Source organism: Dyadobacter linearis, assembly GCF_907165045.1.
GTDB lineage: Bacteria > Bacteroidota > Bacteroidia > Cytophagales > Spirosomataceae > Dyadobacter > Dyadobacter linearis.
The window spans coordinates 54,919-81,143 of sequence record NZ_CAJRAU010000011.1 but is presented as its reverse complement, the minus strand read 5'-3'; the positions used below and the strand labels follow the sequence as shown (position 1 = coordinate 81,143).

Genomic DNA, 26,225 nt, shown 5'->3' with positions numbered 1-26,225 from the left:
AGGGTATTTTTTTGAGAAAATTAATCGTAATAATACATTTAACCAATAGAAACCATGAGCCAATCGAATCCAATGACATGGGGTGATTTCAAAAACACTCTCGAACAAAATCCAGATTTATACCTCCAATTTCAATACGAAGAAGGCAAGTTTGTCGATAGCTCTTACCACATCACCGAAATCAAGCAAGCGCCGATTGTATCTGTGGACTGCGGCGGGCAAATGAACAGCTGGACAGAAGTAATTGTGCAGCTCTGGGAGCCTTCGGTGAAAGAAGTAGACCGTTCCATGAAGGTAGATAAGGCACTAAAGATCGTGAACCTGGTGGAAAAAACGCTGCCTTTGAATCCCAATGCAACTGTTAAGATTGAATTTGGTAATTCAAAGTTCGATACGCGCCAAATGTATCCTGGTGAGTTTATTGCTGATGGGGAAGCATTCACGGTTAACCTAGTTCCGGACTTTACCCAATGTAAGGCGCTCACCCGTAACCAAAGCTGCGGTACGTCGCCCGCCGAAGCCTCATGCTGCGCGCCTGCACCTGTTAAACAAGAGCTGGAATTGGTTACCTCGGATGGAGGCAGCTGCCAGCCTGGTTCTGGATGCTGCTAATCAAACAATAAACATGATGACACTACAAATTGAAAATGCTAGGCCGGAAGAAAAAGACTTGGTGGTCAGCTTGCTTAACAAAGCTGACCTTCTTACCGAAGATTTGCCAGAGGGCCTGCCTACTTTTCTTTTAGCCAAAGAGGGCGATGAACTTGTTGGTGTGGCCGGTCTGGAACAGTTCGGGTCAGTTGGCTTGCTGCGATCAGTCGCTGTCAGTCCTGCTCATCAAGGCCAAGGCATCGCCGGCCGGATGGTCGAGCAGCTTCTGGCCAGTGCTGACGAGCAGAATTTGCAAGCAGTTTATCTGATCACAACCACAGCAGACCATTACTTCAACCGGTACGGCTTCACGGCTGTGGATCGTCAACAGGTTCCGGAAGCAATTCAGCGAACCAGGCAGTTTAGCGGCCTTTGCCCTTCATCAGCTGTTGTCATGAAAAGGAATATAAAGTATCAAACCGCATGAATAACCCACGTCTTTCCTTTCTAGACCGCTATCTAACCCTGTGGATCTTTCTGGCCATGCTGATCGGTGTGTCAATCGGCTATTTTTTGCCCGGAACGCCTGACTTTATCAATCAGTTTAATTCTGGGTCAACGAATGTTCCACTTGCTATTGGCCTGGTGCTGATGATGTACCCACCTTTGGCCAAAGTGCGTTATGCAGAACTGCCAAAGGTATTTAACAATACAAAGATCCTTGGGCTATCGCTGCTTCAAAATTGGATTATCGGCCCGCTGCTCATGTTTGGCCTGGCCGTGATCTTTTTACCGGATAAGCCGGAGTACATGACCGGCCTGATCATGATTGGCATTGCCCGCTGCATTGCCATGGTCATCGTCTGGAATGACCTGGCTAATGGTGACCGCTTGTACGCCGCCGGACTTGTAGCATTTAATAGCATTTTTCAAGTCTTATTTTATTCGGTGTATGCCTATGTGTTCGTAACGGTCTTACCGCCGCTTTTCGGCTTGAAAGGTTTTGAGGTTGATATTACGATCGGCCAGGTTGCCCAAAGCGTTTTTATCTATTTGGGCATCCCATTTTTGGCCGGAATCATTTCACGAGTTCTACTGACCAGATTGTTTAGTAAAGAATGGTATGAGAACAAATTCCTTCCAGCCATCAGCCCAATCACTTTGATTGCCTTGCTCTTCACAATTGTGGTTATGTTCAGTTTGAAAGGTCAGCTGATTGTCAGTATCCCCTTTGACGTACTGCGCATTGCGCTTCCGCTGACGATCTATTTTGCAATCATGTTTTTCTCTGCTTTTTATCTGTCTAAGCGAGCAGGCGCGGATTACGCTAAATCGACTTCTTTGGCCTTCACTGCGGCAGGTAACAATTTTGAGCTGGGAATTGCGGTCGCTATCGCCGTATTCGGGATTGATTCCGGGGCTGCGTTCGCTGCGGTAATCGGCCCGCTGATCGAAGTGCCGGTATTGATCCTGATGGTCAATTTTGCGCTGAAACAACAAAAGAAGTTTTCTGTCTGAGCCTGTATGAAAGATGAACTATATGATTTGGTCGTGATCGGGGGTGGCCAGAGCGCTTTGGCATGCGGATATTTTCTTCGCCGTGCCGGTCTGAAATACATTATTCTGGATGACCAGCAGCACAGTGGTGGCGCATGGCAGCATACCTGGGATTCTCTTACTTTATTTTCACCGGCCGAGTACAGTTCATTACCAGGGTGGATGATGCCTAAATCAGAAAATGAATTCCCGCCCAAACAACAGGTGCTAGATTATCTAGTTGATTATCAGATCCGATATGATTTTCCTGTTAAGCATGGCGTCAAAATAACGGATGTAAAAAAAGATGGGGATGTCTTCACATTAACGAGCAATCAGGGCGACTATCAGAGCAGGTCTGTGATTTCAGCGACTGGCACTTTTCAAAATCCGTTTATACCATCTGTTCCAGGCAAGGACCTTTTTCGAGGACAGCAGCTGCATTCTGCTCAATATAAAAATGCGGATGCCTTTAAAAACAAAACAGTGCTGATCATTGGCGGGGGAAACTCTGGCGCGCAGATCCTGGCAGAAGTTTCAAAGGTTGCAAAGACGGTTTGGGCTACACAAAATACGCCTGAATTCTTGTCCGATGATGTAGATGGCCGGGTACTTTTTGATGTGGCGTCTGCCAAATACCATGCAATGAAGGAAGGAAAGGAGTTCGTCGCTTCGCAGTATAACATTGGTAATATTGTGATGGTGCCGCCAGTTAAAGAAGCCCGCTCTCGCGGCGTACTTAAAACCCGTGAAACCTTCAAAGCAATTTACGATCAAGGCGTGGTTTGGCAGGATGATACCCGGCAACCATTTGATGCAATCATATGGTGTACCGGGTTTGGATTTGCAACCGGTCACCTAAAAGGTCTTGGTATTTTGAACGAAAAAGGAAAAGTGGATTGCCTGGGTACCAAATCCGCAGACGTTGCTGGTCTTTGGCTGGTGGGCTATGGAAGCTTTACCGGCTTTGCATCAGCGACCCTGATCGGGGTGGGACGCTCTGCACGTCAGACAGTTACTGAAATTATTGATTACTTAAAAATACAGAAACGATGAGAATTGCCCTTTTTTCTGATATTCACGCCAACCTTCCTGCGTTGGAAGCATTTTTCAAAGATGTTGAAACCAGAGATACTGACGCTATTTATTGTCTGGGTGATCTGGTCGGTTATAACATTTGGCCCAATGAAGTTATAGACCAGATTAGAAAACGGGGAATCCCTACCATTGCAGGCAATTACGACTTTGGGATCGGAAGAAGCAGCGACGACTGCGGCTGCGCATATAAGACAGACGAAGAAAAGGAAAATGGCAAAGTATCGATTGACTTTACAAATGAGATTGTCAAAGATGAGCAGCGGTCTTACCTAAGAACGCTGCCTGCACACATTCGTCTGGATTTCCAGCTGAATGACAAACCACTTTCGGTGCTTCTGGTGCATGGCAGCCCGCGCCGGATCAATGAATATCTGTTTGAAGACCGGGATGAAAAAAGCATGCTGCGGATTATGGAGCAGGCCGGGGCAGATGTAATGCTTTTCGGCCATACTCACAAACCTTATCACAGGATACTCGATTCAGCACAAGCCGACGGCACCGATCATTTCCGACACGCGATCAATATTGGATCGGTGGGTAAACCGAAGGATGGAGACCCAAGAGGTGGTTATGTGATCCTTGATATTAATGCGGATGCTTCAACATCAAGCAAGGAAAGCATTACGGTAGAGTTTATACGCTTTGACTATGATGTCGAAAAAGCAGCCAAAGCCGTAGAAGAGAGTATCCTTCCAGGTGCATATGCTGAATCACTACGTTTAGCAAAATGAAAATAGCACTACTATCTGATATCCATGCTAACCTTCCTGCTTTCGAGGCAGTGTTGGAAGATCTCGAAATACAAAAGCCTGATGCGGTTTACTGCCTGGGCGATCTGGTTGCTTACAATGTGTGGCCCAATCAAGTAATCGGTCTGATCCGAAAACATGGTATTGCGACCATTGCAGGAAACCACGACCTGAAAGTTTCAAAAATACTCCCTTCCGAAGGCGATTGCAGCAAAGCGGAAAACAGCGAATATGCCTATAAGCTGGTCGGAAACAAGGAAAGGGACTACCTGCTAACACTGCCCAGGCACCTCAGGTTAGAGTTTCAACTCAATGATCAGCAGCTTCACATGCTACTTGTGCATGGTAGCCCGCGAAGCATTAACGAATATCTATTGCAGGAGCTGCCAGAGCAGTACATGCTGGAACTATGCAAGGAATTTAAAGCCGATATCCTTTGCTTTGGGCACTCGCACAAGCCTTATCACCGTATTATTCACTCGGATGAAAATGGCAGTGACCGTGTTCATCACCTGGTTAATACAGGTTCCGTTGGTAAACCCAAGGATGGTGACGCGCGTGCTTGTTATGTACTTATCACGATTGATCAGACAGCCGGTATCAAAATCCAGGATGCTGTTCAGGTTGAATTTTTAAGGGTTGAATACGATGTCGAAAAAGCCGCGAAGGCCGTAGAGCTTAGCTTGCTTCCTGATGCATTTGCAGATAATCTAAGGAAAGCGTATTAACCTTTATCGAAATGAAAGGTTTGATGTTTTTGTTTTCGGTCATCTTTACCACTGTGGCGACTTGCTCTCCTTTTTCGGTTTGGGACAAGCCGCATGAAATAGGCAATCAATTATCTTCCCTTATTGATTATCCTGCTGTTCTTGGGGCAAATGGTGGAATAGTTGTGATACAATTTTCTATCGACGAAGGTAGCGCCATAGGAAAAGTGAAGGTATTCACCAGAGATGATGAGCTCAATAACGATCTAATCCGCCAGCTGACCGGCAAAAGGGTATTTTTGCCTGATCATCATCCAGCCGCAAGCTATACAGTTAAATTAAGGTTTGTAAGGGCTAAATAAACCGATTGGGAAGGATGAGAAAGCATATTGCCGAAATGGAATTGCCCATGTATGCGTCTTTCAGTTTGACATTCGCTTTAATGGGTGATGCATTCCTATATTCGTTTCTGCCAATAAATGCTCCCAGCATCCACGTTCCAATCATTTGGATAGGCATTATCCTATCAATCAACCGCTTTACACGGATTCTGCTTAACCCACTTATTTTGCGCGTTTTCAGTCTTGTGGGTTTTCGTATACCGGTTATCGTTGCAGCAACGATTTCCGTATTAGCCACAGCTGGCTATGGTGCTCGTTTTGGCATTGTAACTTTGATACTGCTCAGGATCTTATGGGGCATATCCTATTCTATACTTCGAGTTGGGGCAATTACCTATGCAATGGATTATCCAAAGAAAGGCTTGGCCTTAGGGGTTAGCCAAAGTATTGTAGAATCTGGGCCGCTACTGGCACTATTAATCGGCCCAATGCTTTTCGATGTAATGAGTCCTAGTTCAATTTTTTTGGTGATTGCACTGCTTTCGACACCGGGAATATACTTTGCCCTCAAACTTAAAGAAAGGGACCGGTCGCCAGCTCGTCAATTTAGCTTCAAAATAGCATTTCCATCAGTCTTTAACCGGTTAGCGTTTTTAGGGGCTTTTGCAGTGGAAGGTATGCTCGTGGTTTTAATCGGGGCCCTGCTGATGGATGAGCAGCCTAATTGGTCACCGGTTGAAATTACTGCCGCCGCTGCCGGGTTTCTTAGCTTCCGGAGGATATGTTCCCTTTTAATTTCGCCTTTTGCAGGTTGGTCAGCTGACCGGTACGGGCTTGCTAACATCTACTCAGGTTCTATTCTTCTAATCTGTCTGGGTTTGATATTGGCAGCAAATGGCTGGGTAATGTCAGGATTGATCCTTGTGTTTACCTTTTATAATGTTAATGCTTCTCTGGCAGCTGGCGCAGCGTCTGCGGGGGTGGCTGATGTAACACATGCAGTATCAAACAATGCAACTTTTCGGGATGCTGGTTCCGCGTTTGGTGCGTTAGCGGGCGGCTTTCTGCTGGCAAATAATCATTTGAGCCTAATCTTTACAGCTCTCACTTTTGTTCTGATATTTCTTACCTGGCTGTATTACCGAAAGGCAACGTCACTCCGTGTCTAAGGCTACGTTATAGATATTGTCGATATCGGATACCTGCCAAATTAATCGGTGGTTAAATCGAAAACTAACGTACGTCGTAATTCATGCGATTTTAGCAAAGAAGATGCCAAAATATTACAGATTAGTGCTTCATCGCCACGTTAAATTGTACTGTGCGAAACCTTACATGACCCGTCCTTGAAAATATTGACCGTGTAGCTTTCAAATAGCCTCAATCTCACACTTAGGGTCCAAGCCAGTCGCGTCTCCAGAATGTTAGTAACCACCAGCACAGAGCAGCGCTGCATTTCCAAAAACCTAAGATTGGAACCTTGCTGGTGAAAGTATCTGTCAAAAACCAAAATGTAATGCTACACTACTTGATTTTCATAGTCAAAACCGCACCTTCTTTAATCTCGTCAGTTCCCCGTGAGATCAGGGTATCGCCTTCCATAATGTCTCCAAATATTTCAGTACGGTCGTTAACACTAATCCCATTGCGAACATCAACCCACTGGGTCTTCCCATCTTTCACCCTGATTACAAAGCGTCTTTCCAGATTGGTGACCACTGCGGATGCCGGGACAAAAAACGTCGGTGCAGGCCTGGTAAACTTGATATTGGCATTGGCAAACATACCCGATTTGAGCTGATTTGACTTGTTGGGATACAAAAACTCCCAGGTCTCGGTGCGGTTGGCCAGATCCAACGCGCCTGATTTCCGCGACAATTTTGCCTCAAACAGCCTGCCTGGGTATGCATCAACTGAAAAGCTCACTAGCGCGTTTTCAGGATTTGCCGCAGTGTAAGCCTCTGGTATGGGCAGCCTTAACCGAAGTGTGCTGTTATTTTCGATGACCAGCATCGGTTTGGCGTTTCCGGACCCGACCAGCGTTCCCGGATCAACATTACGCTGGATAACAATGCCCGAATAGGGCGCGCGTATCGTCAGGTAATCGTTTAACTGCCCTGCGGCGTTCAACTTCGACTTTACGGATACATAAGCGGCACTGTCTGCGAGCATCTGTGTTTTAAACCGCTCGATTTCACCCTGAGAAACCGTTCCTTCCACACGGGCAGCCTGGACAATCCTTTTGTAGGCATCCTGGCTTCCCTGGAATTTTGATTTGGCCGATTGCAGGTCCGCATTGACCTGGGCATAGTTGGTAATCATTTCCGGCGCATCAATGGTCACCAGGACCTGGCCCTTCTGGACACGGTCGCCAATGTCCACCTTAATGCTTCTGACATACCCGGCAATCTTGGCCGTCACTTCTGCTCTTTCAAGCGGCAGCAACTCACCAGGAAAGGAAACCTGTTTGTCAAAACTTTCCTTTTTAAGGATAAAAACAGCCGTGGAATCTTGTTTTGGTTTTTCTTCCTGCTCTTTCTCAGCCTCTTTTTTGCAGGCCGGAAGCAGCAACACACCAAGAGTGAAAATCATTATTATCGGGATCGTTCTCATATGTATGCAGCGTTTGCTGTTGTGTTTTTTGTAATTATAGCCGTCAATTTGATGATTCAACATCATGCTCAGGATCCAGAGACGGGTTTTTGTAAGGGTCGTTTCCATTGATCAGGGCATACATCATTGGCAAGAAAAGCAGGGTGCTTATTGTCGAGAAAATTAACCCTCCGATCACCGCTATGCCAAGTGGCGCACTCTGCTCGCCTCCCTCTCCAAGCCCGAGTGACATCGGTATCATGCCCGCAATCATGGCCAGGCTTGTCATCAGGATGGGCCGGAGCCGGTTACCGGCAGCCAATACAGAAAAGTTTGAACCAAAATCAGCCTTCCTGTTAAACTCTGCATTGGTGATATACAAAATGGCATTGGCCACTGCTACACCCACGGCCATGATGGTGCCCATATAGGACTGTATATTCAATGTCTGCCCGGTTATCAGCAGCAAAAGGGCGCTGCCCGCTACAACGGCCGGCACGATGGACAGAATGGTGAGCGATATTTTGAAGGATTGAAAATTGACGGTCAGCATCAGGAAAATGACTACAATGGCTATTAATAGCCCGGATTGCAGCTCGCTCATCGTCTGACTTAAAAGGTCGGCCTGTCCTCTTAACATGATTTTAACGCCCGCCGGTAGCTCGCCAAGCGATGCAATTGCACTATTAACCTCTTTGATTGAAGTTCCCAGGTCCTGGTTGAAAATATTGGCTGTGATAGTAATGAACCGCTGCTGGTTGATGCGGTCATATTCTCCCGGGGAAGTGGTTTTCTGGATCGTAGCCACATCACGCAGATACACTGGTGCATCAATGCTCCCTGAAACCGGCACCATTTCCAGTTTATCCCGGCTGTTCATCGTATACTGCGGATATTCCACCTGAACCTGATATGCAGTCCCTGAGGTTTTGTCCAGCCAGTAATTGGGTTGTGTAAAACGGCTTGAAGATGTCGCGGCAACGGTTGACTTACTGATCTGGTCAACGGTCAATCCAAGCTGACCAGCTTTTACCCTGTCGATATTGATTCTCATGCCGGGATAATTCAGGGGCGTGGCGATCTGCACATCCCTGAAAAAATTGACGTTCTTCAATCTCGCTTCCAGATCAGTGGCAATCTTACCCGACTGTGCCAGATTTTTACCCTGTACAGCAATTTCAACCGGATTATTTGAGCCCAGGTTAATGACCTGCTCAGCCAGGTTGCCAGGTTCAAAGGAGATGGATGCGCCTTTTATATTTTCGGAAACTGACTTTCTAAGTTCTTCCTTGAAAGCTTCAATACCCATTCCCGATCCCTCTTTCAGATTGATCTTGATTACCGCCTCATGCGGACCACTCGTCCATAAATGGATCAGGTTTACAGGGTAACTTGAAGGCTGCGTGCCTACAAAGGCCGAGCTGATCTCCACCTGGTTGTCGGTAATTTTGTTGGCCAGAGAAAGCAGCTTCTGAGTGGCTTCCTCAGTTCTTTCCAGTCGGGTTCCGGTTGGCAGCCTTAGCCTAACCTGGGCCTGCCCCATATCTGATTTTGGGAAAACCTCTGTTCCGATTGTAAAAAAACAGAATGCTACCAGCAGGATGGAAACAATAACAAATGCAGGTGCAACGAAAGCCTTGTAAGCGATCCAGCCGCCAATCCTGGATGAGTATGATCTTTTGAACCTTTCAAAGCGGTTTGGCTGGTCATCTTTGGCGCTTTCGCGTTCTTTCATCATCCAGTTGGCAAAAACCGGGACCAATGTCTGCGATAAGAGAAAGGATGCGATCATGGCAAGCCCCACGGCCAGCGACAAAGGAAGAAACATGGAGCCTGGTACGCCCGTCATAAAAAACGCCGGGACAAAAACCGCCAGGATACACAGCAGGATCAATAGCTTGGGCAATGCAATTTCACGGCAGGCATCCAGGATAGCATGTCTTTTGGGTTTGCCCAGCTCCTGGTGATGGTGAATGTTTTCAATGGTTACTGTCGTTTCATCGACCAGGATACCGATGGCCAGTGCCAGTCCTCCAAGGGTCATGGTATTGATCGTTTGCCCAAACAGGTTCAGACAAATCAAGGCCGACAGCAGCGAAAGCGGGATGGTGATTACCACAATAAAAGCACCTCTGGCATCGCCCAGAAACAGCAGTACCATCAGCCCAGTGAGCAGTGCGCCTAAAATACCTTCCGTGATAAGTGTTCTGATCGAATTGATTACATAACCCGACTGGTCAAACTCATAACTGACCTGGATATCATCCGGAACTGCGGCGCGCATATCCGGCAGTGCGGCTTTCACCCTTTGCACCACATCCCAGGTGGACGCATCAGCCCGTTTGGTAACGGGGATATAGACCGAACGCTTGCCATTGATCAACGCGTATCCGGTCGTCACATCCGCGCCCAGCTCCACATTGGCAATATCGCGGATGTAAACCGAGGGGCCGTTGCCAATTTTTAGGGGCACGCTTTCCAGTTCCTTAATGTTTTCAACCACCGCATTTTGGGAGGTGATCAGCGTTTCGTCGCCTACCCGGATGTTTCCTGCCGGGGTAATACTATTGGCCTTTGCCAGGGCCTGGACGATCTCGTCGGGTGAAAAATTATAGTTTCTTAATTTATCAGGATTGATCTTGATAATAACTGTTTTCTGGTTGCCCCCAAACGGTGGTGGCGCAGAAACGCCCGGCAGCGTGGAAAACATGGGCCGTACTTTGAATAAGGCCAGATCCTGGATTTCGCCCAGCGAACGGGTTTCTGAGCGGAACACCAGTTGGCCAACCGGAACGCTTCCCGCATCGAAGCGGGTAATAAAGGGAGGGACTGTGCCCGGTGGCATGAAAGCCCTCGAACGGTTGACGTAACCAACCACTTCCCCCATCGCCTGACTCATGTCCGTGCCTTCGTTGAACTGGATTTTGATCAGCGAGGCTCCCTGGACTGATTTGGATTCCACAAACTTCACCCCGGTCACATACAGGAAATGGTATTCGTAATAGGAGGTCACAAACCCTTCTACCTGCTCTGGCGACAGTCCGCCATAAGGCTGGGCTACGTAAATAGTCGGAACACCCATTTTGGGGAAAATATCAATTTTCATCGACCGGACCGTCAGCCAGGAAAAAAACACGATGCCGATAAAAGCAACGATGATTGCGATCGGGTTTTGAAGGGCCAGTTTTATTAGTCGTATCATAATTTAACCTGATTGATAAATAGGTTTAGATCACCCTGAACGGCTGCTTTAAAAAGAAGTGCTTTCCAGACACCCATATAGGCCAGTTTGTAGTCCGTTTCCGCCTTTACCAGAGCATACTGGGCCTGAAAAAGATCGGATAAATTCGCCAGGCCCGACTGGTAGCGGGATTGGACAGCTTTATAGGAGAACTGTGCTGATTCTAGATAAAGCGGGCTTTCCTGGGTTACTGCCAATGCGCTCACCAGGGTCGTATCTGCTAATTCTTGCTGCTTTTTTAATTGCAGGGCAATGCCTTCCATTTTCTGCTGACTGGCACTGATCACAAAATCCTGCTGCTGCAACTGCGGCCTGGCGCGGGCAAAAGCAAGAAGCGGTACGCTGAGCTGAAATCCGACCCCGTAATTGAAGCGCTGAAAACCCAGGCCATCCGTTGATTTTAAAGTGCCGTCGTAAGAAATGCCCGAACCCCTTGCGTAGGTAGTACCCCAGACGCCCAAAGTAGGCATACTCATTTTGGAGAGTACATTCTTTTTGGCAAGGTTTATTTCATTACTGGCCTGGTAAAGCTCAGCCAGCGGGTGTTTAATCGAATCGGAGGTATAGGCCGTTTGAGGCAATTTGTCAAAAAACAGTGTATCTGAGAAGCTATTGTTTACATCGGCCACCAGCAATTCGGATAACCCGATCCGCGCCTGTGCTTGTTTATTTTTATGATTGAGAAGTTCCACCGTTGCCCTGGACACTTCTGCTTTCAGCAGCGGGGAATCGACGCCAGGCCTTATCCCGCTTTCTACCAGCGACTGTACATTTAAAAGATTCGATTCTAGTCTTTTCAGGTTGTTGTCATAGACTTTTGCCAGCTCATCCAGGGTCAGTAGTTCCAGATAGGCATTGACTACTTTAATTTTGTGCTGAAATATTTCATTGGCCGCATCTGCACTGGCATATTTAGCTCCTGATTTTGCAAAGTCAACCTGTGATTTCCGCTGGCCGAAAGTAATTGGCTGCCAGTTAAGCAACAGACTTGTAGCACTGCCAAATACGCCCCCGTATTGATTATCAGTGGACGGCGGGCCGCTGATTGGAAGAAGCTGGCCGGGATAGGACATTCCGGTGATGTTATTATAGGTTGAATAATTGAGCTGATAGGCTGCATCCATTGACGGGATAAATGTGGACTTACTTACGTCAACCGCCTTCTGGGCGGCCTGAGCGTCCAGTTTCTTTGATTTTAACAGGGGATAGCTGCTTTCAGCCATCTGTAATAGTTCTGTCAAAGTAGCAGGCTGCTGGGCGAGGGCATTTACCGTCAACAGCATCAACAAACCATGAAGCAAAAAAAGCTTTGTCTGGTTATGCCTCGTTTTCTTCCTTCTAATAACTGGTTTCATGGAAAGAATTTAGTTTTATATCAGCCCCGCACCGAGTGCCAGGGAAATCAAAATCAGCATGGATGCAACCAATGTCTGGATGAATTTCAGTGTGACTTTTTTAAGTAACCTGTTTCCCAGATATGCTCCTGCAATGGCCGACAGCGTTGCAGCTACCACCAATGTGATGTTCTCTTGTAAGCCCGCCTTGGTAAACCTGGTCGCATAAACAGAAAGCCTGGTGAAATCCACAAAAGTCGATACAACTACCGCGGTGGCCACAAATGCTTCTTTGGAGAGCCCGGCATTAATCAAAAATGCGCTTCTCAGCGCACCCTGATTTCCGGATAATCCGCCGAAAAATCCGCTCAATACGCCGCCAAGTGCCAGCTTATCTTTACCAAACTGCAACCGGCCGAAATAAGGCAGCAGATCTATGATGGCGAATGTGATCAGCAGAATAGAAATGATCAGTTTGACCGGATACACCTCAAAGTTCCTGCCTACGAGGTTGTAAGAAAAGAGTGGGTGTGTGTCGGTGATCCGCAGCAACAGATAAGCGCCCGCAAAAGCGGCAATTACAGCCGGGATGCCGAATTGGATCAATACCTGTCTGTCGGCTTTGCCGCCGACCAGGACGAGTTTGAAAACATTATTGAAAAAATGAACAATGCCTGTAAGTGCTATGGCCAGATCCACCGGAAAGAAAATCATGAATACCGGTGTGAGGATGGTTCCTAACCCGAAACCTGAAAAGAAGGTAAGGATAGAAACCAGAAAAGCTGCAACGGAAAGGATAAGTATTTCCATTAACGGGCCGTTAGGTTTTTATCGACCGACCATTTACCACCGCCCTCGATGATCAGGAATATGCTCCCAAGCAGCATGGCCCAGTCCGTCCGGCTGCCATGCATCATTTCCCAGAACCCGTCATTGGCCAATACTTCGGATTTGGTAGTTGCGATAGCTACCACCATGATAATCATCAGTGGGAAAGAGGCCAGTCTTGTCAGAAAGCCCATCAGCACCAGCGCCCCGCAAACAATCTCAAAGCCTCCAACAAAGGGCCCTAAAAATTCAGGATTTGGCAACCCAATTTTTGCAAACCTTCCGCTGCCGAGCGCGTCGGCAAACAGGAATTTTTGAATGCCCTCAGAAAGAAATACCACACCAACCATCAGGCGGATGATCAGTGTTGTCTTGGAAAAATCGGTTTGTATTATTTTCTGAAACATAGAAATTGCCAGTTTGACCAAAGAATAGTCTGATACACCATTAGATGGTAGCAAATTTCGCACAATCAGAAAATATAGCGGTGGTCTATTTGAAAATAGAATGGTATATACTAAACAAGTACGCGGAATGCATTGGGCGTTTGACCACAGTGGCGCTTGAAATATTTGATAAAATGGGAATCATCCTTGAAATCCAGCACATTGGAGATTTCAGATACAGCCATATCTGTATATAGCAGCAGGCGTTTGGCTTCATTAATAATAAACTCTGCCAAAACTTGCGCAGCAGGTTGCCCTGCGGATTTACGGCAGGCTGCATTCAGGTTCTGCGGGCTGGTATTTAAATGGAAAGCGTAAAAGGCTACGCTATTTTTAAGTAATTTATCCTGTGTAAGCAGCTGCTGAAATTCTTGAAAAAGATTATCTTTTTTACCCTTGGCAGACGGTAAAGGCTTTCCTGTCTGAAGGATTTTTGCAAGCAGCGCTTTAAGGAGCCCTTCTATTACCGGTGTGTTATTGCTTTGCTCCGGATCATACTCGTCTGTCAGCATTTTGAATAATTGCGTGATGCTGAGTGGGTCAGCTAGACAAATGCTTGGAAACGCACTTATGTTTGCAAGAAGATCTTTCAACTGCTTGTCTAAACTGTTATCGAGAAACTCTTTCTTAAGAATCAAAACATATCCTTCCGGTTCGCTTTCCAGTTCCCAGTGATGCACCTGTTCTTTGCGGACTGTATAGACGACAGGCGGTTGCACCTGATATTTTATAGAATCAATAGAATGAAAGCCCGTACCCTCTGATAAATAAATGATCTCAAAATAACTGTTGTGTTTATGAGGTAAGGTTTTACGGATGTCCTTTTTAAAAGGAGCGATTTTAATGCTCCTTTGATGAATTTTATCTTTAATTTTTAGCACGGTAGGCATCGTAAATTGGGACTTCATAGAGGCACGCGCAACATTGTAAAATTTAGTTTAAGATCCAGACACGCCTTCCATTGTACTAGTGAATTGTGTTCAGATCATTAGAAATTGAATATCAAAGGTACCGCTTTATAAAATCTCAAAAAATCGTGAGACATCGGGTGCTCACATCAACGATTATAAACCATTGGAACTGCATCTACCCGCGGACTTCAGCAGGTCAATGCTCAGATAATGAAATTTTCTCAAATTGTGTTATCTTTCTCTGTTATCATTTATCGCTATCTATGCTACATTCCGATATCTTCTAACACTGTTCTTTTTGATCCAATTAGATAAAGTTGCCTATGTTACTTGATAACGGTATGCACCAGGTCTTGCCAGTATGATATATAAATAACTTATATATAAAAATTACTATGCCTGTTTCCTACCCTTGCCGAAGACGGAATTTATCGAGTCCGGTGGCCTCAGTTGAGCAATTCTTCCTCTTTAAGTAACTATTAATAGATTACGTCTATATCTTACAAGTGAGTAAAAATCTGGTCGTTTTTCTGAAATATCACTGTAACCTTTCATTTCTATAGATTTGCTTATTTCTCGGTTCTAAAGTGGGTTTTGGTTCATATTACTTCAACTACCCCCACCTTAAATTGTAATTGCTATTCCTCTTATGTTTCGATTTTCTAAGCAGATAAGGTAGGAAGACAAATAAGACATATGGCCGGGTTCTTTCGAATTTGATTCCTATCTTTACCCTCTATGGCTGGAAGGTTACTTGGTCGGATATTATTTGCTGTTGCCTACATTTTGTTGGCAGGGCACGACTTTGTACCCCACCGCCATATACAGGCCGCACGTCATGAGCATCATGAACATGACCACGATCATGACGGTAATCAGCACGACAAGCAAGCAATTGACTTTGATGTAATAGGCTTGTTTGCCCATTCACACGGCGCAGGCCAGACCAGCAATATCTATTTTAATCAAGGTCAGGACCAGCATTTAAATGTTGATTCTTTCTCAGCTGCTGCTGTAATCAGCACTGATTACCAGTTTGGTGCTTTAAGTTTGATTTCCCAGTCAAACTGGCCGGAGTATACCTGCGCAAAAGCACCACCGAACCAGTTTTCATTCCGGCAACTACGAGCTCCCCCGATTTCTTCTTTCACCTGCTGATCCCAGCAGTGTTCCTTTTTGCATGGCCAGTCCTGGCACATGCCCATTCAACTATTCTATCATTTCGCACCCACTAGGCTGTATAAAACAAGCGTCACAGCTTGCATCCGTCCTAAACGCGTCAATTTAATTGACCGGAAAAGTGCCTTTCCCGAATTTTCCAAATGAAAAAGCTCGCTTTTTTTCTAGCAATATCTTCTTGCCTCATTTTTAGCTGTAACAAAAAGGAATCCGATCACAGCCATGAGGAAGGCTCGCACCAACACGCTGATGGCTCGACGCATGCTGACCATGCTGATAGCACTGCCGCACAGGAGGAGTTTACCGTAGCCGGTGACAGTGCTGCCAATGCCAGCGCGGATAGTGCTTCCAAAGAAAAGCCGCATGCACACCCGCATGGCGAAGATGATCACAAGCACTAATATTCCTTTTACAGCAATGAATAAATTCATTTTATTTCTGGCGGTTACAGCTGTCTTAACCAGCAGCTGTAACCCAAAAGAACAGCCACAAGAGCATGGGCATCCCCATGAGGAGCCGGGCGGATTAGAGCCGCTGGCCTACACTTTATACAGCCAGTACTGTGAGGTATTTGTTGAGTTCAAACCACTGGTAGTGGGTTCGGCCTCTAAATTCGCAACGCATGTCACAGTTTTGGGTGAACAATTCTCGGCACTCTCACAGGGTACAGTGACCGTTAGCCTGATAATGGCAGGTAAAGGGATCAGGCAAAAGGCTGACAAACCAAGTACCCCCGGCATTTACCGCCTGGCATTAACGCCTGCTACGGCGGGCATTGGGAAACTGGTATTTGACATCAAAACCAAATTATACACCGATCAGCTCGTGATTGACAGTGTCCAGGTTTATCCAGATGAAAAGACGGCCATTGCAGCGCAGCCAGAAGAAGCGGCCACGGGCAGTGATATCAGCTACCTGAAAGAACAGGCCTGGAAGGTGGACTTTGCCAATGAGCCCGCGCGTATCGAGCCGTTTTCTGATGTGATCTATACCACCGGGCAAGTCCAGCCCGCACCTGGCGATGAAGTCGTGGTCTCTGCAACCCTTGACGGCATTGTGCAGCTGGGCAGCAGGCCCCTTGCAAGTGGTCAAGCCGTTAAAAGCGGCCAAACACTGCTAAGCATCAACGGAAAACAGCTGACGGAAAATAACCTGGACGTGCAGCTTGCCAAAGCGCAGACTGACTTTGAGAGGGCAAAGGCTGCTTATGAACGCGATCAACAATTGATAGCCAAACAGCTGACCACCGGCAGGGAAGTGGAAGCCAGCAAGGCCGAGTTTGAAAATACCGGCAAAGTGCTCAGCTCTTTGTCTGCCAATTACAAGGTTGGCGGTAAATCCATCCCAGCCCCCACAAGTGGTTTTATTAGAAACGTGTTGGTACAGTCAGGCCAGTATGTTTCACAGGGAGAGTCCCTGTTTACAATCACCAAAAACCAAAGCCTGGTCATTCGGGCGGACGTCTCCCAAAAAGACGCAGGGCTTGTCGGTCAACTTCGCTCTGCATCCATCCGTATCCCATATAATGATAAGACGATCTCAGGCGAGCAGCTGGGTGCGAAGATCCTTTCTTATGGTCGAAGTGCAGACCCGCAGACAGGCTATCTACCAGTGATGTTGCAGGTCAACAATGCCAGCGAGCTGCTGCCCGGCACTTTTGTCAATGTCTGGCTGAAAACTCAACCTAAGGCAACTGCACTGGTTACCCGGGAATCGGCACTCATTGAAGAGCAAGGCAATTTTTATGTCTACGTGCAAACAGCGGGTGAATCTTTCCAGAAGCGCGAGGTGAAGACCGGCAAAAGGGACGGTGAAAAAGTCCAGATCCTTTCGGGCGTTCGGCCCGGTGAGCGGGTTGTGACCAAAGGCGGCTATCAGATCCGGTTATCATCACTTTCAGGTGCCTTGCCAGCCCATGGCCATGAACATTAAGCCGGAAATATTATGCTGAACAAAATAATCCTTACAGCCCTGCAAAACCGGTTTGGTGTATTGGTTGGCGCTTTTTTGCTGCTGGTTGGCGGCTGGTATACGGCCACAACCACAGAAATCGATGTGTTCCCGGACCTTACAGCGCCAACTGTTGCCGTGCTCACAGAAGCACATGGCATGGCACCCGAAGAAGTCGAGCGGCTGGTCACTTTTCCCATTGAAACTTCCGTGAACGGCGCTACAAGCGTCCGGCGCGTGCGGTCGTCTTCGTCTGCCGGAATCTCGATCGTGTGGGTAGAATTTAACTGGGGAACTGATATCTTCCGTGCCCGGCAAATTGTCAACGAAAAGCTTCAAACCATTGCCAGCCAGCTGCCGCAAGCCGCAGGCGCGCCAACACTTGCACCCCAATCTTCGATTATGGGCGAAATTATGCTCATTGGCTTGACAGCCAAAAAGACGCCAGCCATGGAGCTGCGTTCACTAGCCGACTGGACACTGCGCCCCAGACTACTGGCGACAGGAGGTGTCTCTCAGGTGGTGATCATCGGCGGCGATTACAAGCAGTACCAGCTGCTGTTAGACCCGTTGAAAATGAAAGCCCGCCAGGTGAGTTTGAGCCAGATCATGGATGCGGCAACCAATGCAAACCGAAATGCTGCCGGAGGTTTTCTCTCTCAATACAGTAATGAATACCTGGTGCGTGGAATGGGCAGGACAAACGATACCATGCAGCTCGCCAGCGGTGTTGTCAAGACAAACCAGGGGCTTCCGGTGCTTTTATCTGACGTTGGTGATCTTACGGTCGGGGCTGCCCCCAAGATCGGTTCGGGATCATTGAAAGGTGAGCCCGCCATCATCATGACCGTGATGAAACAGCCCAACACCAACACTTTGGAGCTGACCGCGCAAATTGATTCCGCAATCCTGGATCTGAAAAAGAACCTGCCTGCCGATGTAGAGATCAACACCCGGATCTTCCGGCAAGCTGATTTTATCACGGCGTCCATCGACAACATCCAGCGGACACTTTTGGAGGGAGCTATATTCGTGGTGATCATCCTGTTGCTCTTTTTAATGAATGTGCGGATCACGGTGGTATCTCTGGTTGCGCTTCCTCTTTCCCTTCTGGTTTCCATCATTACGCTGCGCTGGCTAGGCTTTTCGATTAACACGATGACGCTTGGCGGCATGGCGATTGCGGTGGGTGATCTGGTAGATGATGCCATTATTGATGTAGAGAATGTCTATCGAAGGCTCCGTGAAAATGCCCGCCTGCCAATTTCAGAGCGGGCGCCGGTCATTGATGTGATCTACAACGCCTCGGTTGAAATCCGTGCATCGGTGATCTCAGCCACATTTATCATCATTGCGGCTTTCCTTCCCTTGTTTTTCCTGGGTGGCATGGAAGGCAAACTATTGATGCCGCTGGGCGTGTCTTTTGTTGTTTCGCTGCTTGCTTCGCTTTTTATAGCCCTGACAGTTACCCCTGTTTTGTGCAGCTACTTACTGACCTCAGAGAAAATGCTCCAACGCCAATCGCACGATTCCTGGCTGGTGCAGCACCTGAACCGGTGGTATCAAAAAGCGCTTGACCGCAGCTTGCCTTATGGGAAAGCCCTGTTAGGTTTCAGTGCCTTGCTGCTGATTGGCGCTTTGCTTCTGCTTTCAAAAATGGGACGGAGCTTCTTGCCTGAATTCAATGAAGGATCTTTGGTTGTGAGCGCCGTGAGTTTACCTGGGATCTCTCTGGACGAGTCAAACAAGATTGGCTCATTGGTAGAAAAAACGCTTTTGACTGTCCCTGAGATCAGCATAACGACGCGCAGAACGGGCAGGGCTGAACTCGACGAACATGCGCAAGGTGTGAATGCTGCTGAAATTGATGCGCCTTTTCTGCTCAAAGACCGTAGCCGGGAAGCCTTTATGGCCGATGTCAGAGAAAAGCTGGCGACGATTTCGGGTGTCAATATTACGATTGGTCAGCCACTTGGACACCGCATTGACCATATGCTTTCAGGAACGAGGGCAAACCTGGCCATTAAAGTATTTGGAACGGATCTGCCGCGCCTGTACAGCATCTCGAAAGAGATTAAAACGGCCATTGAAACCACGCCGGGGCTTGTCGATCTAAGCATTGAGCAGCAGGTCGATATCCCGCAGATCCAGATCAAACCTGAACGGCAAATGCTCGCCCGTTACGGGATCACGATGGGTGAATTCACCGAGTTTGTTGATGTAGCTTTTGCGGGTGAAAAGGTGGGAGACGTATTTGAAGAAAACCGCAGCTTTGACCTGGTCGTCCGTTTTGACGAAAAAAGCCGTTCAAAAATAGAAGCCTTGCAGAATGTAACGATTGACGGGGCTAACGGGCAAAAGATCCCGCTAGGCATGGTGGCAAAAGTGGTATCAACGAGTGGCCCCAACACGATCAACCGTGAGAATGTGCAACGCCGGGTTGTGGTTTCTGCCAATGTTGCCGGCCGCGACCTTCGCAGCGTGGTGCAGGATGTGCAGAAAACAATCAATTCCAGTATCAAGCTGCCCGAAGGCTACCGCCTGGAATATGGTGGACAGTTTGAAAGTGAAGCCGCTGCATCGAATACTATCGGCATTGCGTCGCTGCTTTCGCTTTTAATCATTTTTATGCTGCTACTATCTGAGTTCCGCCAGGCATCACTAGCCGGGATTATCCTTCTGAACCTGCCGCTGGCATTGATCGGGGGCGTGATCAGTTTGGCATTAGGTGGCAGTGTGATCAGTATAACTGCATTGATTGGCTTTATTACACTTTTCGGGATCGCGACACGGAACGGGATACTGTTGGTCTCGCATTACAGGACACTCGAATCCCAGGGCCACAACCTGCACGATACCGTCATTGCCGGGTCAGTGGACAGGTTAAGCCCCATCCTGATGACGGCTCTGACTGCCGGGCTTGCGCTGATCCCGCTGGCGCTTGCTGGCGGCGAGCCAGGCAACGAAATCCAGAGCCCGATGGCCAAGGTGATTTTGGGCGGGCTTTTAAGCTCGACGCTGTTGAACCTGTTTATTGTGCCGGTGGTGTACCTGATGGTGCGCAAACGCCAAATCTTAAAGTCTTCAACGATATAGACGATATGAAACCATTAAGTTCTATTGTGCTGATCAGCATTTTCTTATCTGCGTCGCTGGCGGCAGCCGCCCAGGGCAGTATTGAAACGGTACTGCAATCTGTCGGCCAAAACAACAAAACCATCCTTGCCCAGCGTGACTATGAAGCTGCGCGCAAAATCGAAAGTAAAACAGGCCTTAACCCTGAAAATCCTTTTATAGAATATGACCGGCTTCCGGGACGCCCCGAGGGCGCAGGGGTGCAGCAGGAATTCAGCGTCACCCAGCAGCTGGACTTTCCAACTGCATATGCCCGTAGGCGCAGTGTTGCCCGGCAAATCACGTCTCAAAGTGAAACAGATTCCAGGGCTATTCGCCAGGACATTTTAGCTGATGCCAAAAAGGTCTGCGTTCAAATTGTTTATCATAACAAAAGGCAGGTCGAGTTAGCTAAAAGGGCCCAGAGGGCGCAGCGTTTGGTGGATGATATTTCCCAGAAGCTAAAATTGAGCGCAGCCACTGCCCTGGATTTAAACAAGGCCCGCTTGCAAAAGCTTGATGCTGAAAACCAGTTGCGGCTCAATGGCAGCCTGCTTCGCCAGCAGCTACAAAGGTTGGCCGAGTTAAATGGCGGAAACCCCATGCAGCTGCCAGACACGGTATATCCCGAGCTTCCAGAGCTAGCGAGCCTGCCCGTATTGGACAGCCTGATTGAAGCTGCCGATCCAGGCCTTCTTTCCTTGAAACAGCAAATCCAGATCGATCAGGCCCGACTAGCGCTGAGCCGCTCGCTGACACTTCCCAAATTCCAGGTGGGTTATCATTACCAGAGCATTTTAGGCCAGCGCTACCAGGGTTTCCACTTCGGGCTATCTGTTCCGTTATGGGGGCAGGCTAATACCGTGAAGCTTGCGCAGGCCAACCAGCTTTCGAGCACTTCCCGCTTGTCGGCAGAGCGCGGTCAGCATTACTCGTCGATTGTGCAGCTTTATGAGCTCTACCAGGTCCAAAAGCAAGGTCTGGACCAATACCGCATCTCACTTGAAGGGCTTGGGACATTGCCGCTACTGGATACGGCTTTGAAGCTGTCACAGATCACAGCCATTGAATATGTGCTCGAAACGACTTACCTGTATGCTGCCAGTGATACCCTGGCCGAGCTTGAACGGGATTTACAACTGACGGCAACAGACTTGTACAAGTACCAACTAAACTAATATGTCCCTGCTTTCAAGTGTTACAGCACCTTTTGGCTCGCTAAAAAACCAGGTATTTGCCAAGATATACTTTGCCCAGACGATCAGCCTGTTGGGTGATGCCTTTACCTGGGTAGGAATCGCGCTAATATCTTATCAGTTCGGGCAGGGGCATTCCGCAAAGGTGCTTTCGCTGGCGCTGACCATGCGGGTTACTGCTTTTATCTTGTTTTCGCCTTTTGCGGGCGTATTGGCAGATTTTGTAGACCGAAAAAAGGTGCTTTACCTGACCCACTTCGCGCGGATGTGCATTGTCGGTTGCATGCCCTTCATGCAAACCGAGTGGCAAATTTACCTGCTTGTTTTTCTTTTAAACGTCTTCAATGCGTTTTTTACGCCTACCTACCGCTCAGTCATTGCCCAGGTTTTAAAGGCGGGCTATTACCGGGAAGGTATCGCTTTGTCCAATGCAACTGATCAGCTTCTGAGCGTATTGGGGCCGGGCATGGCAGGGATACTGGCCGTATGGCTTGGGGCCAGGGAAATCTTTTTTGTGGATGCAGCTACCTTTATTGTGGCCGGTATTTTGATCATCCTTTTACCGGCAACAGCCATAGCGCACGCGCCCTCAGAAGCAAACGGGCAGAAAACAAATCCTGGCCAGATCTGGAAGGATGTCATCAAAGGGACGACATTACTTTTTAAACCCGTCACCATCCGCTTTTCACTGCTGATTGAATTTGTCTCAGCCATTGCAGGGGCTATGGTCCTGGTCAACACGGTCGGGCACATCAAAGATGGGCTGGGCCTGGCAGATAGTTATTATGGCTGGGTGATGTCTGCGTTTGGGATCGGGGCGACCATCGCCGCATTTCTCTCGGCCAGTATTGACAAGACATCAAGCAAACAAAAGTCATTGACCATCGGCATCTTTATTCTTGCCGTGGCTGTAAGCTGCGCCAACCTGGCACCATTTCCTGTTTTGCTTCTCCTATGGCTATTGGCTGGCCTGGGGCAGAGCCTGGCAGAAATGCCCTCTGAGATCCTGATTGGAGAGCAGATCCCATCAGAGCAGCAAGGGAAAGTATATGGGGCGCACTTTGCCTGGTCACATTTGTGGTGGGCGATTGCTTATCCGGTAGCGGGCTTTTTAGGCACAAAGTTCCCAGACCATGATTTTATGATCGGGGGACTTATCGCGCTGCTTTTAGCAGCCATCGTTACAATGTTCTTTCGTCCTAATAAGCGGGTATTTTATAAATAGGATTTGATGTAAAAGCCAACAATGGCTGCCACTAAAATGATGTAGGGTTCTTGTAGTTTCTTGATGTAAATCAGTGCAAGAATGGTAACGATGGCAATGAGCGCAGAAGCCACATCAACGATCGAGCGGGTTGCAATGACAAACACCGAACCGACCAGCGCGCCTACCACAGCCGCCGTAATCCCGTCCACAAAGGCTTTTATGCTGGTATTTTTAGAGATATTTTTAAAGTATGGAGCAGGCAAGACCGTGAAAACAAAGCAAGGGAGAAAAACGCCCAGTGCGGCAACAGCGGCTCCCGCGAAGCCGGAAACCAGAAAGCCAATAAATCCGACTGTAATCACCACGGGCCCAGGCGTGATCATGGCAACAGCGACTGAATCCAAAAACTGCTGCTCGTTGAGCCAGCCCATTTCATTAACAACACCGGCTTGTAAAAACGGGATGATCGCAAGGCCACTGCCAAATACAAATGCGCCTGCCTCAGTGAAAAACAGCCCTAGTTTGACAAGCTCGCCTGGCTCATATTGCCAGAACCCGGTTCCAACTAAAAGCACAACGGATAACGAGGTATCCCTTCTTTGCAGCCACTTTGGCGGCGCTTTGATGGCCATATAAATGAAGCCAAGCAAGATAAACAGCCACACTTCTTCTCTTTGGGTGATAGCGGTGACAACAGCCATCGTCAAAAAGAATACCCATAAGAGCCACCGACTTTTGATTGCCTGAGGTTCAATTTTACTAATTGATTTAAGCGTAAGCTTGTAACAGCTCAGCGAAATAATGCCAATCACGGCAGCGCCCACACCATAGAATACCGACTGCATCCATGGGAGCCCGCCGTATAGTTTGTAAGCCATACCCAGCAAAACGACCATTACAAAAGAGGGTAGTACAAAAGCAAGTCCTGTGAGCGTAGCGCCCCAGACACCATAATGCACATACCCCAAATAAATGCCAAGCTGGGCGGCCAGCGGGCCCGGTGCAAGCTGCGCAAGCGCAAGCCCTTCCCGGTATTCATCCTCTGAGATCCACTTTTTGTCTTCCACCAGATCGCGGTGCATGTAGCCAATCAGGGCGACAGGGCCGCCAAAGCCCAGTGTGCCGAGTTTGAGAAAATACCTGGTTAGATCAGCCAGGCCATATTTGGTTGTCTGTGTTTGGGTTACGGTTTCCATACATGTTTTTCCTTTTGAAGATATTTTGCCCAGGCATAAAGCGCATCGTATACTTTCAGGCCCACTTCAAGCATCTGGTGGTCGTCGGCGATGGTATGGGAGAGCCCGGCTGAAATAGCCCACAAGCCAGCTGCCTGTGGTGCCATTTCGAAACGGTCTGTATCAGCTGCCCTGACAATGAGGGCGAGCACTTTAACGGCAGGGTCCTGGATCTGGTGTTTGGCCACGATGTAATCAAAGGTGCACTGCTCGCCATAATGCGAGTACTCGGCACCTTCAATGTCGTAGGGGATCGCCCCTAGCTGCCGTGCCCTTTCAAAAACCTGGTCTTTGGGCACGTAATGGAAAATGGCCTGGCTGTCCACAAAGTTCTTGATCAGCCACGGGCAGGCGATCCTGTCAATCTTGGGGCGTTCGCGGGTAATCCAGTCCATTTGATCAATGCGTTGAATGCGCCGCTTTTACAGGTTTTCCAAGAACGTCCAAGGCCGATCTGAACCCTTTTGCAAGCGTAGTGGCCGGGCCACGTCCATAATAATGTAAGAAAATGATCCTTGGGTTCTCACCAAACATGTGGTTATGCAATGCCACCACTTCCAGGTTATTGGCCCGAAGCGCTTTGATGACCGTATTGACTTCGCCTTCCAGCATGGCAATGTCGCCAGCTATATGGGCGCTGTCTTTGTTTCCTGCAAAGCTCGCCCAGGAGTTAAGTCCTATTGCAGCTGTCATTTCCGCACCCATGGCCATAACCGTCAGATCGTCACGGCCAACAGTATATTTATAGGTTGGCCCGTTCACTACCCCGGTATACTTGACAATTCCGTCCAGGGCTGGTATATCAAAGAGTTCCTTGCCCGTAGTGGCTGGTGGGGCGGAAGGCGCTGGCTGGTTTGCCGGGAAGATTTTGGCATCTTTAATGGCCAGCGCAAATTTTTTGGCCAGCTCTTGCGGCGTACCCATGCCATGAAGGTGCATGTAGAAAATGCGAGGCTGCTCGTAGAAGAAGTGATTATGGATCGCGCTTATTTCCAGCCCATTTGCATGTGCGGCTGATATTAACGGGTTAACTTCTTCTTCTAAAAGCACCGTATCGCTCATCAGCACAGCCGATTTGCCATCCAGTGTCTTTTTGATGGAAGCCCAGCCGCCAAATCCAAACGGGATCGGGACTGCTTCGCCTTTCACAGTTACTTTCAAATCGTTACGTGGCAATGGGGTGGTATGCACGGCTTGCGCCTCATTGTAGGCGCCCTTCTTGCCCATCGCGGCTTCAATGGCAGCGATTTCTTCCTTGGTAAGTGCTGGCGTCTTGGCCGCAACGATATCCCCTTTTGAAATATGTGCACCTGCCAATCCAGCCGCAGTGAAATAAGCACCTGTTTTCAGCCAGTCCCGACGGGAAAAAAATGTGTTTGTCTTCATATGTTGGTTGGTTAATTGCTTGCTTGAATATTTTAATGGATTTGAGCTTAAACACTATTCTAATATCGTGGTCGCACCTTTAAGCTGCTTCCAGGCTTCAATGCCCCCTGTCAATTTCTGAGCAGAAAACCCTGACTGACGAAGGTGGTCAACTACCTGTTGACTGACCCTATGTCCATGCACACAGTAAATGACCACTGGCTTGGTTTTATCCAGCGATCCAGCCCACTGGGCAACCTGTGTGGGATCTCCCCGTCTCGCACCCGGGATCACCCGTGTTCTATCAAAATCCTTCGTCATACGCGCATCAATGACTTGAACCTGTGAATTAGTCTTCATCAATGATTTCAAGTCTGCCACCGAAATTGAATCAGATTTGTTAGTGCTGTCTTGTCGGAAAAACGTCAGGCTTTCGCTTACTCGGCTGGTCCGGGCGGTTGTCAGCAAAGGGAGGCTCGAAAAAAACATAAGCCAAATCAATTTATCGCTCATCGTTGCTATTGAGTTTGTTTTGAATTGAACACCAGTAATTTACAGTGTCGATTGGTAAAACGATTCATGTCTTGAGGCTGGCCACTCCCACG

General features: G+C 48.1%; 24 protein-coding genes. 14 read left to right on the top strand and 10 right to left on the bottom strand.

Going from position 1 to position 26,225, the window contains the following annotated elements; translation table 11 throughout:
- Window positions 1-54: 54 nt before the first annotated feature.
- The 8 genes from KOD92_RS25550 to KOD92_RS25515 are packed head-to-tail and all read left to right on the top strand — an operon-like array spanning window position 55 to window position 6,191.
- Window positions 55-612, top strand: a complete 558-nt coding sequence (locus tag KOD92_RS25550; RefSeq protein WP_229254861.1) for a DUF6428 family protein — start codon at window positions 55-57, stop codon at window positions 610-612.
- A 13-nt stretch (window positions 613-625) separates the two neighbouring features.
- The gene (arsN2, locus tag KOD92_RS25545; RefSeq protein WP_229254860.1) at window positions 626-1,078 is read left to right on the top strand and encodes an arsenic resistance N-acetyltransferase ArsN2; all 453 of its coding nucleotides are present in this window, start codon (window positions 626-628) and stop codon (window positions 1,076-1,078) included.
- Window positions 1,075-2,109, top strand: a complete 1,035-nt coding sequence (gene arsB, locus KOD92_RS25540; protein ID WP_215236450.1) for an ACR3 family arsenite efflux transporter — start codon at window positions 1,075-1,077, stop codon at window positions 2,107-2,109. Before arsN2 ends, arsB begins: the two co-directional genes overlap by 4 nt.
- Window positions 2,110-2,115: 6 nt before the next feature.
- Window positions 2,116-3,183 carry an ArsO family NAD(P)H-dependent flavin-containing monooxygenase gene (locus KOD92_RS25535; protein ID WP_215236449.1) on the top strand — a complete coding sequence of 356 codons (1,068 nt, stop codon included), beginning with the start codon at window positions 2,116-2,118 and terminating at the stop codon, window positions 3,181-3,183.
- Window positions 3,180-3,956 carry a metallophosphoesterase family protein gene (locus KOD92_RS25530; protein WP_215236448.1) on the top strand — a complete coding sequence of 259 codons (777 nt, stop codon included), beginning with the start codon at window positions 3,180-3,182 and terminating at the stop codon, window positions 3,954-3,956. Before KOD92_RS25535 ends, KOD92_RS25530 begins: the two co-directional genes overlap by 4 nt.
- Complete coding sequence (locus tag KOD92_RS25525; RefSeq protein ID WP_215236447.1) at window positions 3,953-4,702, top strand: metallophosphoesterase family protein; 750 nt, start codon at window positions 3,953-3,955, stop codon at window positions 4,700-4,702. Before KOD92_RS25530 ends, KOD92_RS25525 begins: the two co-directional genes overlap by 4 nt.
- Before the next feature lie 11 nt (window positions 4,703-4,713).
- On the top strand, window positions 4,714-5,043 hold the full coding sequence (locus KOD92_RS25520; RefSeq protein ID WP_215236446.1) for a hypothetical protein: 330 nt from the start codon (window positions 4,714-4,716) through the stop codon (window positions 5,041-5,043).
- A gap of 14 nt (window positions 5,044-5,057) precedes the next feature.
- Window positions 5,058-6,191, top strand: a complete 1,134-nt coding sequence (locus KOD92_RS25515; RefSeq protein WP_215236445.1) for an MFS transporter — start codon at window positions 5,058-5,060, stop codon at window positions 6,189-6,191.
- Window positions 6,192-6,546: 355 nt separating this feature from the next.
- On the opposite strand, the gene KOD92_RS25510 is transcribed toward KOD92_RS25515, so the two are convergent.
- The 6 genes from KOD92_RS25510 to KOD92_RS25485 all read right to left on the bottom strand — a co-directional run bounded on the left by KOD92_RS25510 (window position 6,547) and on the right by KOD92_RS25485 (window position 14,353).
- Complete coding sequence (locus KOD92_RS25510; RefSeq protein ID WP_215236444.1) at window positions 6,547-7,614, bottom strand: efflux RND transporter periplasmic adaptor subunit; 1,068 nt, start codon at window positions 7,612-7,614, stop codon at window positions 6,547-6,549.
- A 64-nt stretch (window positions 7,615-7,678) separates the two neighbouring features.
- Window positions 7,679-10,816 (bottom strand): efflux RND transporter permease subunit, encoded by a 3,138-nt coding sequence (locus KOD92_RS25505; protein ID WP_215236443.1) that lies wholly within the window; start codon window positions 10,814-10,816, stop codon window positions 7,679-7,681.
- Window positions 10,813-12,210: a TolC family protein gene (locus KOD92_RS25500; RefSeq protein ID WP_215236442.1), complete on the bottom strand. Its 1,398-nt coding sequence runs from the start codon at window positions 12,208-12,210 to the stop codon at window positions 10,813-10,815. Before KOD92_RS25500 ends, KOD92_RS25505 begins: the two co-directional genes overlap by 4 nt.
- A 15-nt stretch (window positions 12,211-12,225) precedes the next feature.
- Window positions 12,226-12,999: a sulfite exporter TauE/SafE family protein gene (locus KOD92_RS25495; protein WP_215236441.1), complete on the bottom strand. Its 774-nt coding sequence runs from the start codon at window positions 12,997-12,999 to the stop codon at window positions 12,226-12,228.
- Window positions 12,999-13,424 carry a DoxX family protein gene (locus tag KOD92_RS25490; RefSeq protein WP_215236440.1) on the bottom strand — a complete coding sequence of 142 codons (426 nt, stop codon included), beginning with the start codon at window positions 13,422-13,424 and terminating at the stop codon, window positions 12,999-13,001. The genes KOD92_RS25495 and KOD92_RS25490 overlap by 1 nt, the downstream gene beginning before the upstream one ends.
- A gap of 110 nt (window positions 13,425-13,534) precedes the next feature.
- On the bottom strand, window positions 13,535-14,353 hold the full coding sequence (locus KOD92_RS25485; RefSeq protein WP_215236439.1) for an AraC family transcriptional regulator: 819 nt from the start codon (window positions 14,351-14,353) through the stop codon (window positions 13,535-13,537).
- Window positions 14,354-15,112: 759 nt separating this feature from the next.
- Here KOD92_RS25485 and KOD92_RS25480 point away from each other — a divergent pair.
- The 6 genes from KOD92_RS25480 (at window position 15,113) to KOD92_RS25455 (ending at window position 23,038) form a co-directional block, all read left to right on the top strand.
- Complete coding sequence (locus KOD92_RS25480; RefSeq protein ID WP_215236438.1) at window positions 15,113-15,532, top strand: hypothetical protein; 420 nt, start codon at window positions 15,113-15,115, stop codon at window positions 15,530-15,532.
- A 164-nt stretch (window positions 15,533-15,696) separates the two neighbouring features.
- Entirely contained in the window at window positions 15,697-15,954 is a 258-nt protein-coding gene (locus KOD92_RS25475) for a hypothetical protein (protein WP_215236437.1), read from the top strand.
- On the top strand, window positions 15,917-17,485 hold the full coding sequence (locus KOD92_RS25470) for an efflux RND transporter periplasmic adaptor subunit (RefSeq protein WP_215236436.1): 1,569 nt from the start codon (window positions 15,917-15,919) through the stop codon (window positions 17,483-17,485). Before KOD92_RS25475 ends, KOD92_RS25470 begins: the two co-directional genes overlap by 38 nt.
- Before the next feature lie 12 nt (window positions 17,486-17,497).
- On the top strand, window positions 17,498-20,599 hold the full coding sequence (locus KOD92_RS25465; RefSeq protein ID WP_215236435.1) for an efflux RND transporter permease subunit: 3,102 nt from the start codon (window positions 17,498-17,500) through the stop codon (window positions 20,597-20,599).
- A gap of 5 nt (window positions 20,600-20,604) precedes the next feature.
- Window positions 20,605-21,795 (top strand): TolC family protein, encoded by a 1,191-nt coding sequence (locus KOD92_RS25460; RefSeq protein WP_215236434.1) that lies wholly within the window; start codon window positions 20,605-20,607, stop codon window positions 21,793-21,795.
- A 1-nt stretch (window position 21,796) separates the two neighbouring features.
- Window positions 21,797-23,038 (top strand): MFS transporter, encoded by a 1,242-nt coding sequence (locus tag KOD92_RS25455; RefSeq protein ID WP_215236433.1) that lies wholly within the window; start codon window positions 21,797-21,799, stop codon window positions 23,036-23,038.
- Here the strand turns inward: KOD92_RS25455 and KOD92_RS25450 are convergent.
- From KOD92_RS25450 to KOD92_RS25435, 4 genes are read right to left on the bottom strand one after another with little or no spacing between them, the layout of a single operon-like run.
- Window positions 23,029-24,216 carry a chromate transporter gene (locus tag KOD92_RS25450; RefSeq protein ID WP_215236432.1) on the bottom strand — a complete coding sequence of 396 codons (1,188 nt, stop codon included), beginning with the start codon at window positions 24,214-24,216 and terminating at the stop codon, window positions 23,029-23,031. The two genes, KOD92_RS25455 and KOD92_RS25450, sit on opposite strands and share 10 nt — an antisense overlap.
- Window positions 24,204-24,650 carry a chromate resistance protein ChrB domain-containing protein gene (locus tag KOD92_RS25445; protein ID WP_215236431.1) on the bottom strand — a complete coding sequence of 149 codons (447 nt, stop codon included), beginning with the start codon at window positions 24,648-24,650 and terminating at the stop codon, window positions 24,204-24,206. Before KOD92_RS25445 ends, KOD92_RS25450 begins: the two co-directional genes overlap by 13 nt.
- Window positions 24,651-24,654: 4 nt before the next feature.
- A complete protein-coding gene (locus KOD92_RS25440; RefSeq protein ID WP_215236430.1) occupies window positions 24,655-25,641 on the bottom strand; it encodes a DUF1259 domain-containing protein in 987 nt (328 codons plus the stop codon).
- 54 nt (window positions 25,642-25,695) lie between these two features.
- Window positions 25,696-26,109, bottom strand: a complete 414-nt coding sequence (locus KOD92_RS25435) for a thiosulfate sulfurtransferase GlpE (RefSeq protein WP_255567402.1) — start codon at window positions 26,107-26,109, stop codon at window positions 25,696-25,698.
- Window positions 26,110-26,225: the final 116 nt, after the last annotated feature.